This window comes from Pseudomonas sp. CLCA07, from assembly GCF_053615335.1.
The window spans coordinates 5,587,896-5,602,127 of the sequence record NZ_CM132131.1; the positions used below are offsets into that span (position 1 = coordinate 5,587,896).

The following is a 14,232-nucleotide window of genomic DNA, read 5'->3' on the forward strand; positions in this document are numbered from 1 at the left end:
TTATTTACGCGCTTCCAGAATCAGGTTGAACGGGGTTTCCGTGGCGCGCCGGAACGTCTTGAACCCTGCCTCGGTGAAGACTTTGCGCAACCGTGCTTCACCGGCCTGTGCGCCGAGCCCGAGGCCGACTTCCTGGGACAGCGAGTTCGGTGTGCAAATGAACGTCGAAGCCGCGTAGAACAGCCGTCCCACCGGGGTGATGTTTTCGTCGAGCGAGTCGTTGGCGAAGGGCTCTACCAGCAACACCGTGCCGTCCGGTTTCAGCGATTCATAGGCATGTTTGGCCGCACCCACCGGGTCGCCCATGTCGTGCAGGCAGTCGAAGTAGCAGACCAGGTCATAGTCGGTGCCGGGGTAGCTCTTGGCGGTGCCCTGGAAGAACCGTGCCCGTGCGGAAACACCACCTTCTTCGGCGCGTTGGGTGGCGACGGTGACGGAGGGTGCGTGGTAGTCGAAACCGACAAACCGCGAGTCCGGGAACGCCTGGGCCATGATCACCGTCGAGGCACCATGTCCGCAGCCAATGTCCGCGACTTTCGCGCCAGCCTCCAGTTTGGCCACCACACCCTCAAGTGCCGGCAACCATTCGGCGATCAGGTGCGCTTTGTAACCGGGCCGGAAAAACCGTTCGGTGCCGCTGAACATGCACGGATGGTGATCGCCCCAGGCCAGGGCGCCGTTGCCGCGCATGGCCTTGACCAGTTTGTCCTTGTCATGGAAAAACGACGCGACCACGCTGATACCGCCGGCCACATAGACCGGTGAATCTTCATTCGCCAACGCCAGGGCTTGCTCTTCGGGCAGGCGGAACTGGCCGTCGAGGTGTTCCATGTAGCCGGAAGCCGCGTGGGCGCTGAGCCATTCGCGCACCAGGCGGGGGTTGCAGCCGGTTTTGTCGGCGAGGGTTTCAGGGCTGATCGGCTGACTGTCGGCCATGGCCCGGTACAGGCCGAGTTCCTCGCCGAGGATGACGTTGGCGAGCATCGCCGCGCCGCCCATGTCACTCACCAGTTTGCCCATGAAATCATTGAGTCTGGCCTCGTCCATCACGTGTGCTCCTTCTGCAGGATCACGGTCCGGAGGCCTTGTTTTTCGAGGCGTTCAGCTCTGGACGGTGGTCGTTGGAATGAACAGGACACCAAGCACGTCCTGGGTGCATTAAGTTTAGTTCGTGGCCTGTGTGCCGCGGCCTGGAGCGACGAAAGCCTTTTTTCCCTGAATGAAGCTGAATCCCTGTGCGAGATTCCATGTTTGAGGGGAATTCCCAAACATGGAATTTGGCCTGTATTCACTTTAATTTCTCATCAAGGCTAATACCGCTCTGGCCAGCTTGCGGGCCAGGATAACCAAGGCTGGAGTAACTCAGGTCTCGGGCCGAACAATGCTGATAAAACGGCCTCCATTGGGTATCGTCACTTAAGCGGAGAGTCAGGGCGTCGAAACCTTCAGGCGTGTTATAGAACTTCAATGTTCCTTGCATTTTTCTAGCTCCGAATCGATTAGTTTCCATTCGTGGGCACCTGCTCAGCTCTGTTCCAGCAGCGTTACGGGGAAAGTTGTCGCTTCAATTGCCTCCAATGGCCACTGTCATAATTAACAGTTTTTTAGTCTTTTATTTAGCTGCGAGTAGTCCGCCCATTCGCTCTGGTTATATAGGTGGTGATCGCTATTTCCAGGCGTTGGGCTTCGGTCAGGACTTGCGTATGACGAAGTACTCAACCGCACGACCATCACTGGATCCATCGACATCAGCCGTTGGACCGGTACGGTCCGCGTAACTTTCCTCTGCCCGATGAGCGTGCTGGACCGGATCCGCTACAACCTGGTGTAACGCCGACCCCGCGGTCCTGTACCGAAGTGTGTACAGACCCGTCGGTGATACATCCGCCGCGAATTTCTGCCGCAACTGAACACAGCCCCGATACAGCGCTTCGATTAACTGTGATTCCGTTACGGCAATCATTGAGATCGACACCATGCAGACCTCTTCTCCATCAACAATGGCCACCGTCGGGCTCGGCCTGCGTCGCGGCTTGATGAAAGACCTTCAGGCCGCCCGCTCTGGCGATTTCGACTTTCTGGAAGTCGCGCCGGAAAACTGGATCGGCATCGGCGGCGCTCACGGCCACGCGTTGCGCACCCTGGCCGAGCGTTTCCCGTTGTCCTGTCACGGCTTGTCGTTGTCCCTCGGCGGGCCGGCGCCTCTGGACGTCGGATTCCTGCAAGAAGTCCGGGTATTCCTCGATCACTACAAGGTGCCGCTGTACAGCGAGCATTTGAGCTATTGCAGCGATGACGGTCACCTCTACGACCTGCTGCCGCTGCCCTTTACCGAAGAAGCGGTGCACCACGTGGCTGCGCGCATCCGTCAGACCCAGGACATTCTCGGTCGGCGCCTGGCGGTAGAAAACGTGTCCTACTACGCCGCACCGCAGCAGGACATGGATGAAGTGACCTTTACTAACGCGGTGTTGCGCGAAGCCGATTGCGACCTGTTGCTCGACGTCAATAACGTGTACGTCAACTCGATCAACCACGGTTTTGATCCGCAGACCTTTCTGGCCGGTATCGATTCGGGTCGGGTGGTGGCGATGCACGTGGCCGGGCACTTCGATGAGTCCGACACCTTGAAAATCGACACCCATGGCGCCTCGGTGAAACCGGTGGTCTGGTCGTTGCTGGCGCAGGCCTATGCCCGATTCGGTGCGCAACCGACGCTGCTGGAGCGGGATTTCAACTTCCCGGCGTTTTCCGAACTGGTGACTGAATTGCAGACCATTCGCCGCCTGCAAACCGAGGGGGTGAACCGTGGATAAGCCAAGTCTGTTTGAACAACAAACCACCCTGGGCCGCTACCTGCGCGATCCCGATCACTGCGCACCGCCTGGTGAAATGAATGCCGCGCGGGCGCAGGTGTATCGCGACCTGATTTTCGCCAACCTGTCGACGTTGCTCAGCGGGACGTTTCCGGTGCTGATCAACATTCTTGGTGATGAGCAGTGGCGTTCGCTGGTGCGGATTTTCTTGAGGGACTACCGCGCGCGCACGCCGAAATTCGGTGAGATTGCCCAAGAGTTTGTCGAGTTTCTCGCGGCTGATCCGCAGGCGTTGAGCGAGGGCGCATGGCCGCCGTTCATGGTGGAATTGGCGCATTACGAGTGGGTCGAGATGGCGTTGCAGCAATCTGATGCCGAGGCGCTGCTGGTGGTGAGCGATGCCGGACTGCTTCTGGATCGGCCGTTACAGCTTTCACCGCTGGCCTGGGCGTTGGCGTATGCCTGGCCGGTGCATTTGGTGGGGCCGGATTATCAGCCGCAAGTACCACCGGCTCAGCCGACATTGCTGCTGGTTCGTCGGGCTGAGGACTGGAGTGTGAAGTTTTCTGAGTTGAGCCCATTGGCGTGGCGATTGTTGCAGAGGATTGAGGCGTTTCCTCAGTTGAGCGGGCCTGCGCAACTGGAAGGGTTGGCGGTGGAGGCGGGGATGGCCGGGTCGCTGGAGTTTATGGCGAGCGGGGCGGCGCTGATGCGGCAGATGCAGGGGGAAGGGGTTTTGGGCATGGCGTGATGTTACCCATGCCCATGCCCATGCCGAGTGTCAGTGATATCCGGCAACGTTTTGTCAAAGCGCAAGGCTGTTGTCCCTCTCCGCTCTTATCAAAAACCAATTTTTGATAATTATTAATTTCGTCTCGGAGCCGATTCAGTTTTTAATCGGTGTCGAGGAGCATTGGCAGGGAGTGCAATGATGGTCCCTTGTTCGGGTACCAACTCTTCTCAACTCTCGTTTCTATAATCCCTTTGCCTCACGTCTTTTCAGGAAGACGTGGGGATTTTTTTTGCGGGTAACTAATCCGGTGTAAACATTTTCGCCTGTAAGGCATTCATGTGTGGGTTGTACCTGAGTGCTGACCTGGAATCCTGATACTCGTCATTATCACTATCAGGTGGGCTGCAAATCACAATTATTGAGAAGTTTTAACTTCGTAAATTCAGGTCGGCAGCCTGATGCTGCGCTTCGAGTTGCCTTGGGCGAGCCTGGATTATCTGCGAGCACTGCGATGTCGTAGACAAGCCGGCGCCGCTGGCCAGGAATCAGGTCGCACGCTGGATCGAGGCAGTCGGCTCAGTTTGCAACAGCATTTGGCGCTGACAGCGTGCTGCTGGATAGTCGGTTTACGCCTCTTGGGAGTAAAGGCCTTTGAACCATCGATCTCCCCTGAATAATAAAAAAACAGTGATGGCTGCGCTCGTGTTGCATGAGGCGCGTGCGCGCATCAATGAACGAAGTATGGGAGGTGTCTGGATTCTGCTTGAGCCGGTTTGTCATTTATTGTTATTCACTCTGTTATTTGCACAGAAACAGGGGGAAACGGTTATGGGCATCGATTTTTCCATGTTTGTATTGGTGGGGTTGCTGCCGTTTTTACTCTTTCGTAATATCGCACTTCGCCTGATGGGCCGCCCCGGCACCAATCGGGCATTGTTTGCCAATCAGCAGATCAATCCAATGGCTATCCTGATAGCCCGAGCGTTGGTCGAAACGTTTTTCGCCATCGCCGTGTATATCCTTTTTGTGCTGGTTTTTGCCTGGTGTGGTTTTGATGTATCCATCAAGGCACCTCTCGAATGGCTACTGTTCATCATCGTGGGTTTGTTGTTTTCCTTCGGGTTAGGCGTATTGCTGGCGATGGTTGGCAATGCGCGCCCCGGGAACAATGCGTGTATCCGAATGATGTTCTTTCCGTTGTATTTCATTTCGGGCGTGCTGGTCCCCGCGGTTTATCTTCCACACGCCATATTGCCGTTATTGCTGCTTAATCCTTTTTTACATTTGGAAGAGTTGATTCGTTCACAGGTATTTTCAGATTACGAACCCGTAGAAGGCGTTTCGGTGGCATACGTAATGGTAATGACTTTAGTTCTACTGTTTGTTTCACTCAGCGCTTACCGTCATCGTCAGCAAAGCCCTGTCTGACATCCGAGCGAGTGATATCAGCTCGGTTGAATCGGTAATCCAAGCTCCGCACATAAACCACCCCCCTCACGATTACTCAACGTCAACGACCCGCCGATGGCCTGCGCCAGTTGCTGGGCAATTGCCAGGCCCAGCCCGGTCCCGCCGGTGCTACGGTTACGCGAATTCTCCACCCGGTAAAACGGTTCCATTACGTGGGCCAGTTCTTCCTCGGCAATGCCTGGTCCACGGTCCATGACTTTCACCGATAGGCTGCCGTTTCTGGCTTCTACCTTCAGTTCGGCCGCGCCCGCGAACTTCAACGCATTGTCGGTGAGGTTCACCAATACCCGCCGCAACGCATGCGGCCGGGTGTCGATCACGGCGCCACTTTTGCCACTCAGTTGCACGTCTTTGCCCATGTCCTGATAGTCGAACACCAGGCTGTCGAGGAATGAATCCAGGTCGGTTCGGCGACTTTCTTCGGTGGAGCCGTGAATGCTGCGCGCGTACGCCACGCCTTCGCGTACCAGATGCTCCATCTCCCCGAGGTCGTTCCACAGTTTGTCTTTCTCGGTGGAGTCGTCCATGAATTCGGCGCGCAGTTTCATGCGGGTGATCGGGGTTTGCAGGTCGTGGGAGATCGCCGCCAGCAGTTGCATGCGCTCTTTGAGGTAGGCGGCGATGCGCGCTTGCATTGAATTGAAAGCCTTGGCGGCGTGGGCAACTTCGGTCGGGCCTTTTTCGTCCAGGTGCACGGCGTGGGCATTGGGGTCGAGCGTTTCCACGGCCTGGGAGAGCCGCGTCAGCGGGCGGATGGCGATGCGCACGGCCAGCCAGGTGCAGACGATCATCAACGCCAATTGGCCGAGAAGGACGAAGGGCAGCCACGGCGACAACGGCACCATAGACGGACGTACGTCGATGGTGACCGGGCTGCCATCGGTCAGTTTCAGATGGACCTGGAAGTGTTTGATCGGGCCGGGAATGTCGGTCACGGTCATCGGGTAATCCTTGCCGATGGCGTCCTTGATCGAGGTCACTGCAATCGGGGTGTCGCGCATGGCCTCGCCTGGCGAGCCTTCATCCAGCAGATAGCGGTAATTGCGCCGATCCAGTTGTTGCAACCAGCTCATCCGTTCCGCCGCCGGCAAACGGTCGAGGATGGCGATGGAGGTCGAGACGTCGGTCTCCAGGTTGCCAAGCATGGTGTTTTTCGCCGTTTCGTAACGCTCGTAATACTGCGCGCCGAAGGACAGCGCCTGCGCCAGGATCAAGCCGATCAGAAAGATCAGCGACAGCCGTGAGGCGAGGGTGCGGGGCCAGTGGAAGTTGAGGTTCATGAAGGCGCACCGAGGACTTCGACCGGCAGTGAAAACACATAGCCCTCACTGCGCACGGTTTTGATGTAGGCCGGTTCGCGGGCGTCGTCGAGCAGACGTTGGCGCAAGCGGCTGACCAGCAAGTCGATGGAGCGGTCGAACAGGTCGGCGTCGCGGCCCTGGGTCAGGTTCAGCAGTTGATCGCGATTGAGCACCCGCTGCGGGTGATCGAGAAAGACCCGCAGCAGCCGGTATTCGGCGCCGCTCAGCGCGACCATGGTGCCGTCCTCGTCCAGCAGATGCCGGGCCGAGGTGTCCAGGCGCCAGCGACCGAATGCCAGCAGGCGACCGCTCTCGGTCACCACCAGGTTGGGCGGCAACATCCGCGTGCGGCGTAATACGGCGTTGATTCGGGCGAGCAGCTCGCGGGCGGCGAACGGTTTGACCAGGTAATCGTCGGCGCCCATTTCCAGGCCGATGATGCGGTCGGTTTCATCGTTGCGCGCGGTGAGCATGAGCACCGGGGTGGCCTTGTGTTTGCCGGCGCGCAATTCACGGCAGAGCATCAGGCCATCGTCGCCGGGCATCATGATGTCGAGCACGATGAGGTCCACCGGCGTGGTTTCAAGAAACGCGCGCATCTGTCGGCCGTCGGCGACGACCGTGGTGCGCAGGCCGTTCTTCTTGAGGTAGTTGCCTACCAGTTCCCGGATCTCGCGGTCATCGTCCACGATGAGAATGTGATCGACGTGCTCCATGGGGCCAGGCCTCTATCAATGGGGGGATATCGCGCAGTCTATCGAGCCTGTGTCCGCTCGACCGCCACCCTTTGTATTGCAGTGTATCTGGCTTGGCGGCGGATACACGCAGACGCAAAAACACGGTTTTTCAGGGGTTTTGTATCGCTGTGTATCGGGGCCCGGCTTTGATACGTACCGATTTATACGCGTCTGTTTTCGACACAGACCAGATACCTCGCAGGCTTCTAATAGGTTCCATCGAGGCTAACCAGACCGCCTCGGATCAATCGAACCACTGACCCATTGAAGCCTTGAGGAACCCGCCATGAACACTAAAGCCATCTACGCCGCTTGCCTGTTTGCCGCACTGAACATCTGCACCTTGTCGGCCCGTGCCGAAGCAGACGTTACACCGAAAACCTACACCTACGGCACGCATTTGGACATCAAGAAAGTCGTGTCGCTGAAACAGGACGCGACGCCGATCTGCGGGGTGGTGGATGCGCAACTGACCTACCTGGATTCGCAGAACAAAACCCAGGTCCTGGACTACCGCAAGGTGGCTGATGGCTGCAACTCGGACAACTGAGTACCTCGATCACCCATTGCCCACCCCCTTTGAAACAGGAAGCACATCATGAACAACGTAAGCCGCTATTTGACCGCCATTGCCTTCACCATCGCCGGTGCCGCCGCCCATGCCAATGCTGCTGTTGAACAGAGTAGTTGTGGCAGCACCACTTGCTTCCAGCTGACGCCGGTGGCGCACAAGGACGCGAATGCGTTTCTGGCACAGGACGGCGGTAGCCGGACTCCGCAGGGGCAGCAACTGGAAAACCAGACGGCCTGAAAAACGCCACCGCCCCAATGTGGGAGCGAGCCTGCTCGCGAAGGCGGAGTGTCAGTCGACATCAATGTTGAATGTACTGGCCTCTTCGCGAGCAGGCTCGCTCCCACAAGGGGATTTTGTGGTGTGTCGGCCTCCATCATTTCAAAGGTGATCTCATGTTCCTCATCGCTTTTCTGGGCGGCATATTGACCGTCCTCAGCCCTTGCATCCTGCCGGTCGTACCGTTCCTGTTCGCCGGATTCAAACGTACCCGTTCCTCCATCCTGCTCACACTCGGCGGCATGGTCCTGACCTTTGCCCTGATCTCCAGCCTGGCCGTGGTCAGCAGTGAGTGGGTGGTGCAAGCCAACAACACCGGTCGCCAGGTCGCCCTGATCGTGATGGTGCTGTTTGCCGTGTCGCTGATCTCTGCCCGGGTCGGTGACTTGATGGCCCGTCCGTTCGTGGCGCTTGGCAATCGCCTTGACCCCGACAACCGCAACCTGTCCGGTCCGTTGAGTTCGGTGATGATCGGTGTTGCCACCGGCCTGCTGTGGGCACCCTGCGCCGGGCCGATCCTCGGTGTGATCCTGACAGGGGCCATGCTGCAAGGCGCCAATGCGCAAACCAGCCTGTTGCTGCTGGCGTACGGCCTGGGCAGCGCTTTGTCGCTGGGCACCTTGATTTTCGCCGGTCGCGGTCTGGTCAACCGTTTGAAAGCGTCGATCCCTGTCACCGGGTGGCTGCGTCGAGGTACCGGTGTTGCGGTGCTGGCTGCGGCGGCGGTGATTTCCACCGGGGCCGACAAAACCCTGCTGGCCGGCACTTCCTCCGAAGGTGTCAGTAGCCTCGAGAAAGGGGTGCTGGAAACCGTGCCGAAAGTAGTCGATTACTTCGTCAGCAAAGTGAAGGCCGATACGATGGACAACGCCCAAGGCGCCATGCCGTCACTGAACGGCGCCGTCGAATGGCTCAACTCGCCGGCCCTGACCAACGATTCCCTGAAAGGTAAAGTGGTGCTGGTGGATTTCTGGACCTACGACTGCATCAACTGCCAGCACACGCTGCCGTATGTGAAGGACTGGGCGAAGAAATACGAGAAGGACGGCCTGGTGGTGATCGGCGTGCACACCCCGGAATACGGTTTCGAGCGCATCATCGACAACGTCAAGGATCAGGTGAAAAAGCTCGGCATTACCTACCCGGTGGCCATCGACAACAACTACGCGATCTGGCGCAACTTCGACAATCAGTACTGGCCCGCGCATTACCTGATCGACGCCAAGGGGCAGGTGCGTTACACCCACTTTGGTGAAGGCAGCTACGACACTCAGGAGAAGGTGATCCAGCAACTGTTGGAAGAGGCGAAAGCCCCGGCTGCATAATCGATCAAATCAATGGCCCACAGGCTACGCGCCTTGGGCCATTGGTTTGTTCGCCTGACTGCGCCGCCACGCGGCCGGGGGCGCACCGAACTCGCGACGAAAGGCCCGGCTGAACGCTGTATCGGTTTGGTAACCCACTTCTTCGGCAATGCGCATCAATGAACTGTTACTGCTGCGTAACAGGTTAGCCGCCAGCAACATCCGCCATTGCGTCAGGTACTGCATCGGCGAACTCCCGACCAATTGCTGAAAGCGCTCGGCCAAGACTGATCTTGAGGTGCCGGCTGTGCGCGCCAGTTCATCCAGCGTCCAGGCGTGACAGGGCGTTTTGTGCAGTGCGTTCAACGCACCGCCGACAATCCGGTCACCGACCCCGGCCAGCCACCCGGTACGCCCTTCGCCCTGTTCGTTCATGTACAGGCGCAGCACTTCGATGAACAACACTTCGGCCAGTTTCGCCAGCACACCTTCACCACCGGGCCTTGGCGAGCGGGCTTCGGCCAAGGCATAACGCACCGAAGATTCGAGCCACATGCCGGCATTCGAGCCGCGCACGTTGACCCGGACCACCGCCGGCAGCCCTGTCAACAACATGCCGGCCAACCGCATATCGCACGCCAGATAACCGCACACCAACCGCGTGACCGCGCCGCCACCGCCATAACTCAACTGCCGTGGCCGCCGCGCCAGCACCACGTCCAGCCGTGCACCGGTGGCGGGTGGAAGGCCCGGTTTAGAACACATGCGATGGGCGTGGCCTTGCGGGAAAACCACTACATCACCGGCCGTCAGCAGCAACGGAGGATCGTCACCGAGTTCGACGTAACACTCACCCTCGGTGATCAAGTGAAAGATCACCACACGTTCCGCACCGGGTTCCAGAAACGGTGCCGCCGTGTCGGCGCTGGGCGACTGGTAGCACCAGGGCGCGGTGAACCGGGCATTGATGAAAATCGCGCCGACCAGGCGCACGACACGCAAGGTTTGTGACAGGGCGTCCATGGCGGTTTCCCGATGTGCGGATGGTGTTGATTGTGAGCCTGTCGCGGCCCCGTGCCCAACCTCCGGACGATCGGACAGAGTTGACCGACGATCGGGCAGGACGCTGGCCTGCGCTGGGGCGATAGTTGGCCAACGGGGCCGCTTCCGACCCCGTCATCAATAACAAAAATGAGAGGTTGCCATGCCAAAGTTCGTCATAGAACGCGAGATCCCGGGCGCTGGAACATTGTCAGAGCGCGATTTGAAAGCCGCCTCGCTAAAGTCCTGCAACGTGTTGCGTGAGTTGCCAGAGGTGCAGTGGCTTCAGAGTTACGTCACCGGTGACAAACTCTACTGTGTATACATCGCACCCAACGAAGCGCTCATCAAAGAACACGCCACCCGCAGTGGTTTCCCGGCCAACCGTATTTCCCAAGTGGCGAGCATTATCGATCCCACCACGGCGGAATAGGCCGCGATCGCGTTGCAATCCTTACGGAGCAGACTTCATGAGTACACCGATTGATCTCACTGCCCTGAAAAACCGCCAAATGGCCTCCTGGGCTAGCGGCGACTACGCCGTTATCGGCACCACGTTGCAGATAGTCGGCGAGCAACTCGCCGAAGCCTGCGACCTGCTCTGTGACGAGCGGGTGCTGGACGTGGCCGCCGGCAACGGCAATGCGACACTTGCCGCCGCACGCCGGGGCTGCAAAGTCACCTCGACCGACTACGTCGCCGCGCTGCTGGAACGTGGCGAAGACCGGGCCAGGGCAGAGCACCTGGAAGTGACCTTCCAGGTGGCCGACGCTGAAGCACTGCCGTTCGAGGACGCGAGCTTCGATGCCGTGCTGTCGACTTTCGGCGTGATGTTCACGCCCGACCAGCCCAAAGCTGCCGCCGAACTGGCGCGGGTTTGTCGCCCCGGTGGGCGGATCGGCCTGGCCAACTGGACGCCGGAAGGCTTTGTCGGGCAGATGTTCAAGACCCTGGGCCGGCACATGCCGCCACCGGAGGGGGCACAACCACCTTCCAACTGGGGCACCGAAGCCTGGCTGCATTCACACTTCGATGAACGCGACTTTCTGGTCCAGGTGACGCGCCGCACCTTCAACTTCCGCTATCGCTCGGCGGCGCACTTCATCGACGTCTTCCGCAACTGGTACGGTCCGCTCCATAAAGCCTTCGTGGCGCTGCCTCCCGAGGGTGCCCAAGCGTTGGAACAGGACCTGACCGAGTTGCTGAACCGGATGAACCGGGCAGGGGAGAAGTCACTGGTGGTGCCGAGTGAATACCTCGAAGTCGTCATCACAAGGCGCTGAACTAACTGTAGGAGCTGAGCTTGCTCGCGATGGCGGTGTATCAATCGATATTTATGCTGACTGATACACCGCCATCGCGAGCAAGCTCAGCTCCTACAGGGGATTTTGGGGTGTTTTGAGGTTTACACGATGCTGGCGCCCCGGGCCTTCAATAGCTCACGCAATACCGAGCGGTGACAGTGCGCTTCGTCCTCGCAATAACAACCAACGGCCAGCGATGTTTGATGGGAGAGGGCCGCCAGCAGGTCAAGTAGCTGACTCGGCGCGGGATGGTTCATTTCAGCCTTGAACTTGCGCCTGAAGGCTTCCCAGGTCTTGTCATCGGTGGCCGCTTTTGCCTCGGCGAGCAACTGCGCGCTGGGCGACAACAGTGGTTGCCAGACGTCATAAAAATCCCGGCGGGCAAACTCGGCCTTCGGTACGCCACGGGGCGGGCGGCGTACCGTGCCTAAACGCAGACCTTCATCGGGTGCGCGCGGTGAACCGAGTCGAACGATATAAATGGCCATGTCGCATTATGGACGACGCGAGCCGTCAAACCACTCCAATGCCGTGCGCCAGATGCAGATCCCCAGAAAGTACGCCGACATCAGCAGCCAAAGCCCCATCACCATCGGGTTTATGATCGGATGGTTGAGCACCAACGACAAACTGCACAGCAACCAGATGGCCGTCACGGCGATGTTGATCGGCATGAAGCGGCGCACGCGAAACGGGTGCAGGAACTTCATCCGCGTTACCGTCAACAAGGCCAGGCCGATGACGGTGAGCAAGGTGATCCAGGGTGTCGGCGCGATGATGTACAGGCATAGCGCAACCACGTTCCACGCGGCTGGAAAACCCTGGAAGTAGTTGTCTTTGCTTTTCATGTCGACGTTGCAGAAGCACAACAGTGACGACACCAGAATCAGCGACACCGTCAGCAGCAGCGTGTAATCCGGCAGCGGCACGTAGCGATAAATAAACAGCGCCGGGATGAACACATAGGTCAGGTAGTCGATCACCAGGTCCAGAATCGAGCCATCGAAACCAGGCAACACCGACTGCACATTGACCTTGCGCGCGAGTGCGCCGTCCAGCCCGTCGACGATCAGCGCGACCCCCAGCCACAGCAGGCAGTGGGTCGGCTGGTTTTCCAGCAGCGCCAGGGTGGCAAGGAAGGCGGTCACTACGCCGGTCGCGGTGAAACCATGGGCTCCCCATGCTTTGAGCCTGGCAATGTGTACGGTCGAAATCACGGGGGCGTTCTCCAGAAAGTGAAGCAAGCCTGTTATCACCCTTCAAGCGAGGGTGTTGGCAAACCGGGTCGGGTTGCAGGTATCGACCGGGAATCCGGGGATAAGGTTCACCATCTGTAAATCCTGGCGGCGTGTCAGGTTTCACGCCAGCCCAACGGTGGTGGCGCATTTGCCGCCTAGGTCTATTGTTGCGTGACTGATTCACTTCCCTTCAGGAGGACATCGTCATGAACACCAGCGATTTACTCGAACAATTACTGCGGGCCGGCCAGAGCTCGATGTCGCAACAGAGCGGCACAAGCGCATCGTCTCAAGATCCGCTAGGCGGACTGGGCGGGTTACTGGGCAGCCTGATAGGCGGTGGGGGCGGCCGAAGCAGTGCCGGTGGTGGATTGGATGACTTGCTCAGCGGATTGCTGGGTGGCGGCGCACCGACGGGCGGTGTGACCCAAAATCGCTCCAGTGGCGGCACAAGTTATGCCGCCCTGGCGTCGCTGGGGATGATGGCCTTTCAGGCGTATCAGGCCTGGCAACGCAGTCAGCCCTCGGCACCACAACAGCCGCCGCGCACAGTCGATTTATTGTCTGGCCCGGACGTCGAAGACCACAGCCACGCCGTGCTGCGCGCGTTGATTGCGGCGGCGAAGGCCGATGGCCGCATTGATGATGCAGAGAAGCAGATGATCAGCGCTGAAATCGGTAAACACACCGATGACCCGGACCTTCAGCAATGGCTGGATGAAGAGGTGGCCCGGCCGCTGGATGCCACCGATGTGTCGCTGTCGGCAACCGATCCAGCGATCGCGGCGGAAATGTATCTGGCCAGCGTGATGCTGGTGAATGATCAGGGTGAGGCCGAGCGTATCTGGCTGGACGAACTGGCGGCGGCGCTGAATATTGATCCGGAGTTGCAGGTGCATCTGGAACAGCAGGCCAAGGGTGGCGCTGCCTGAGGGGCAGCCACATAAATCATGTTGGCTATCAGATTGCTTTCGCGAGCAGGCTCGCTCCCACATTGGAATGCATACCCATGTGGGAGCGAGCCGGCTCCGGGCGGCGTTCCGACGAAGAACGATAACGCGGTCAACTGTCTGGCTCGAGACTGCTACACCAAAAACGTAACGCCATGCGCCGCGGCAATCTCAAGGATCCGCGGAAAATCCTCCGGTACCCGTAGCCGATCCACCGCCGCAAAGAACTGCCCGCCCCGCGGATCTGAGACCACGCTAATCATTTTCGCGGTCGGGCTGATGTTCTTGTAAGCATGGATCGACCCACCGGGAATATGCACGTAGCCCCCGGCCGAAACCGTGGTGGACGTACCCGCCACTGTCACTTCAACCTCGCCGTCGACCACATAAAACGCCTCGTCCCACGGATGAAAGTGCGGCGGCGGCCCGCCACCTTGCACACGTGGGCCGTCGGGTGCCGCACCTCAGGCCAGTTTGTCCGGGTGATT

At 59.0% G+C, this 14,232-nt stretch carries 16 protein-coding genes and 1 pseudogene; 9 read left to right on the forward strand and 8 right to left on the reverse strand.

What is annotated here, in order from left to right:
- Together ACWGZX_RS25650 and ACWGZX_RS25655 are read right to left on the reverse strand one after the other, a co-directional pair.
- Positions 1 to 1,047: a class I SAM-dependent methyltransferase gene (locus ACWGZX_RS25650; protein WP_452625975.1), complete on the reverse strand. Its 1,047-nt coding sequence runs from the start codon at positions 1,045 to 1,047 to the stop codon at positions 1 to 3.
- Positions 1,048 to 1,288: 241 nt separating this feature from the next.
- Complete coding sequence (locus ACWGZX_RS25655) at positions 1,289 to 1,510, reverse strand: hypothetical protein (RefSeq protein ID WP_452625976.1); 222 nt, start codon at positions 1,508 to 1,510, stop codon at positions 1,289 to 1,291.
- A gap of 466 nt (positions 1,511 to 1,976) precedes the next feature.
- On the opposite strand from ACWGZX_RS25655, the gene ACWGZX_RS25660 reads away from it, so the two are divergent.
- The 3 genes from ACWGZX_RS25660 (at position 1,977) to ACWGZX_RS25670 (ending at position 4,977) form a co-directional block, all read left to right on the forward strand.
- Positions 1,977 to 2,816 carry an HvfB family MNIO-type RiPP peptide maturase gene (locus tag ACWGZX_RS25660; protein WP_452625977.1) on the forward strand — a complete coding sequence of 280 codons (840 nt, stop codon included), beginning with the start codon at positions 1,977 to 1,979 and terminating at the stop codon, positions 2,814 to 2,816.
- Positions 2,809 to 3,567, forward strand: coding sequence for an HvfC family RiPP maturation protein (locus tag ACWGZX_RS25665; protein ID WP_452625978.1), 759 nt, complete (start codon positions 2,809 to 2,811; stop codon positions 3,565 to 3,567). Before ACWGZX_RS25660 ends, ACWGZX_RS25665 begins: the two co-directional genes overlap by 8 nt.
- A 633-nt stretch (positions 3,568 to 4,200) precedes the next feature.
- A complete protein-coding gene (locus tag ACWGZX_RS25670) occupies positions 4,201 to 4,977 on the forward strand; it encodes an ABC transporter permease (protein WP_452625979.1) in 777 nt (258 codons plus the stop codon).
- Between the two features lie 17 nt (positions 4,978 to 4,994).
- Here the strand turns inward: ACWGZX_RS25670 and ACWGZX_RS25675 are convergent, their stop codons facing one another.
- Together ACWGZX_RS25675 and ACWGZX_RS25680 are read right to left on the reverse strand one after the other, a co-directional pair.
- Entirely contained in the window at positions 4,995 to 6,299 is a 1,305-nt protein-coding gene (locus ACWGZX_RS25675) for an ATP-binding protein (protein ID WP_452625980.1), read from the reverse strand.
- Positions 6,296 to 7,036, reverse strand: coding sequence for a response regulator (locus ACWGZX_RS25680; protein ID WP_150779966.1), 741 nt, complete (start codon positions 7,034 to 7,036; stop codon positions 6,296 to 6,298). Before ACWGZX_RS25680 ends, ACWGZX_RS25675 begins: the two co-directional genes overlap by 4 nt.
- A 307-nt stretch (positions 7,037 to 7,343) precedes the next feature.
- Between ACWGZX_RS25680 and ACWGZX_RS25685 the strand changes: the two genes are divergently transcribed.
- The 3 genes from ACWGZX_RS25685 to ACWGZX_RS25695 all read left to right on the forward strand — a co-directional run bounded on the left by ACWGZX_RS25685 (position 7,344) and on the right by ACWGZX_RS25695 (position 9,232).
- Positions 7,344 to 7,607, forward strand: a complete 264-nt coding sequence (locus ACWGZX_RS25685; protein WP_452625981.1) for a DUF2790 domain-containing protein — start codon at positions 7,344 to 7,346, stop codon at positions 7,605 to 7,607.
- A 48-nt stretch (positions 7,608 to 7,655) separates the two neighbouring features.
- Entirely contained in the window at positions 7,656 to 7,868 is a 213-nt protein-coding gene (locus ACWGZX_RS25690) for a hypothetical protein (protein ID WP_452625982.1), read from the forward strand.
- 155 nt (positions 7,869 to 8,023) lie between these two features.
- The gene (locus ACWGZX_RS25695) at positions 8,024 to 9,232 is read left to right on the forward strand and encodes a cytochrome c biogenesis protein DipZ (RefSeq protein ID WP_452625983.1); all 1,209 of its coding nucleotides are present in this window, start codon (positions 8,024 to 8,026) and stop codon (positions 9,230 to 9,232) included.
- A gap of 24 nt (positions 9,233 to 9,256) precedes the next feature.
- Here the strand turns inward: ACWGZX_RS25695 and ACWGZX_RS25700 are convergent, their stop codons facing one another.
- Positions 9,257 to 10,234, reverse strand: a complete 978-nt coding sequence (locus ACWGZX_RS25700; protein WP_452625984.1) for an AraC family transcriptional regulator — start codon at positions 10,232 to 10,234, stop codon at positions 9,257 to 9,259.
- Positions 10,235 to 10,415: 181 nt separating this feature from the next.
- On the opposite strand from ACWGZX_RS25700, the gene ACWGZX_RS25705 reads away from it, so the two are divergent.
- Together ACWGZX_RS25705 and ACWGZX_RS25710 are read left to right on the forward strand one after the other, a co-directional pair.
- Positions 10,416 to 10,685, forward strand: coding sequence for a DUF4242 domain-containing protein (locus ACWGZX_RS25705; RefSeq protein WP_452625985.1), 270 nt, complete (start codon positions 10,416 to 10,418; stop codon positions 10,683 to 10,685).
- Positions 10,686 to 10,722: 37 nt separating this feature from the next.
- Positions 10,723 to 11,535 (forward strand): class I SAM-dependent methyltransferase, encoded by an 813-nt coding sequence (locus ACWGZX_RS25710; protein WP_452625986.1) that lies wholly within the window; start codon positions 10,723 to 10,725, stop codon positions 11,533 to 11,535.
- Between the two features lie 122 nt (positions 11,536 to 11,657).
- Here the strand turns inward: ACWGZX_RS25710 and ACWGZX_RS25715 are convergent, their stop codons facing one another.
- Both ACWGZX_RS25715 and pcsA read right to left on the reverse strand, forming a co-directional pair.
- Positions 11,658 to 12,044: a DUF488 domain-containing protein gene (locus tag ACWGZX_RS25715; protein ID WP_452625987.1), complete on the reverse strand. Its 387-nt coding sequence runs from the start codon at positions 12,042 to 12,044 to the stop codon at positions 11,658 to 11,660.
- Between the two features lie 6 nt (positions 12,045 to 12,050).
- Positions 12,051 to 12,773, reverse strand: a complete 723-nt coding sequence (pcsA, locus tag ACWGZX_RS25720) for a phosphatidylcholine synthase (protein WP_452625988.1) — start codon at positions 12,771 to 12,773, stop codon at positions 12,051 to 12,053.
- A 227-nt stretch (positions 12,774 to 13,000) separates the two neighbouring features.
- Here pcsA and ACWGZX_RS25725 point away from each other — a divergent pair, with 227 nt between their 5' ends.
- The gene (locus ACWGZX_RS25725) at positions 13,001 to 13,726 is read left to right on the forward strand and encodes a tellurite resistance TerB family protein (protein ID WP_452625989.1); all 726 of its coding nucleotides are present in this window, start codon (positions 13,001 to 13,003) and stop codon (positions 13,724 to 13,726) included.
- A 152-nt stretch (positions 13,727 to 13,878) separates the two neighbouring features.
- Here the strand turns inward: ACWGZX_RS25725 and ACWGZX_RS25730 are convergent.
- Positions 13,879 to 14,184: pseudogene (locus tag ACWGZX_RS25730) on the reverse strand (cupin domain-containing protein); the annotation flags it as partial.
- Positions 14,185 to 14,232 lie beyond the last annotated feature (48 nt).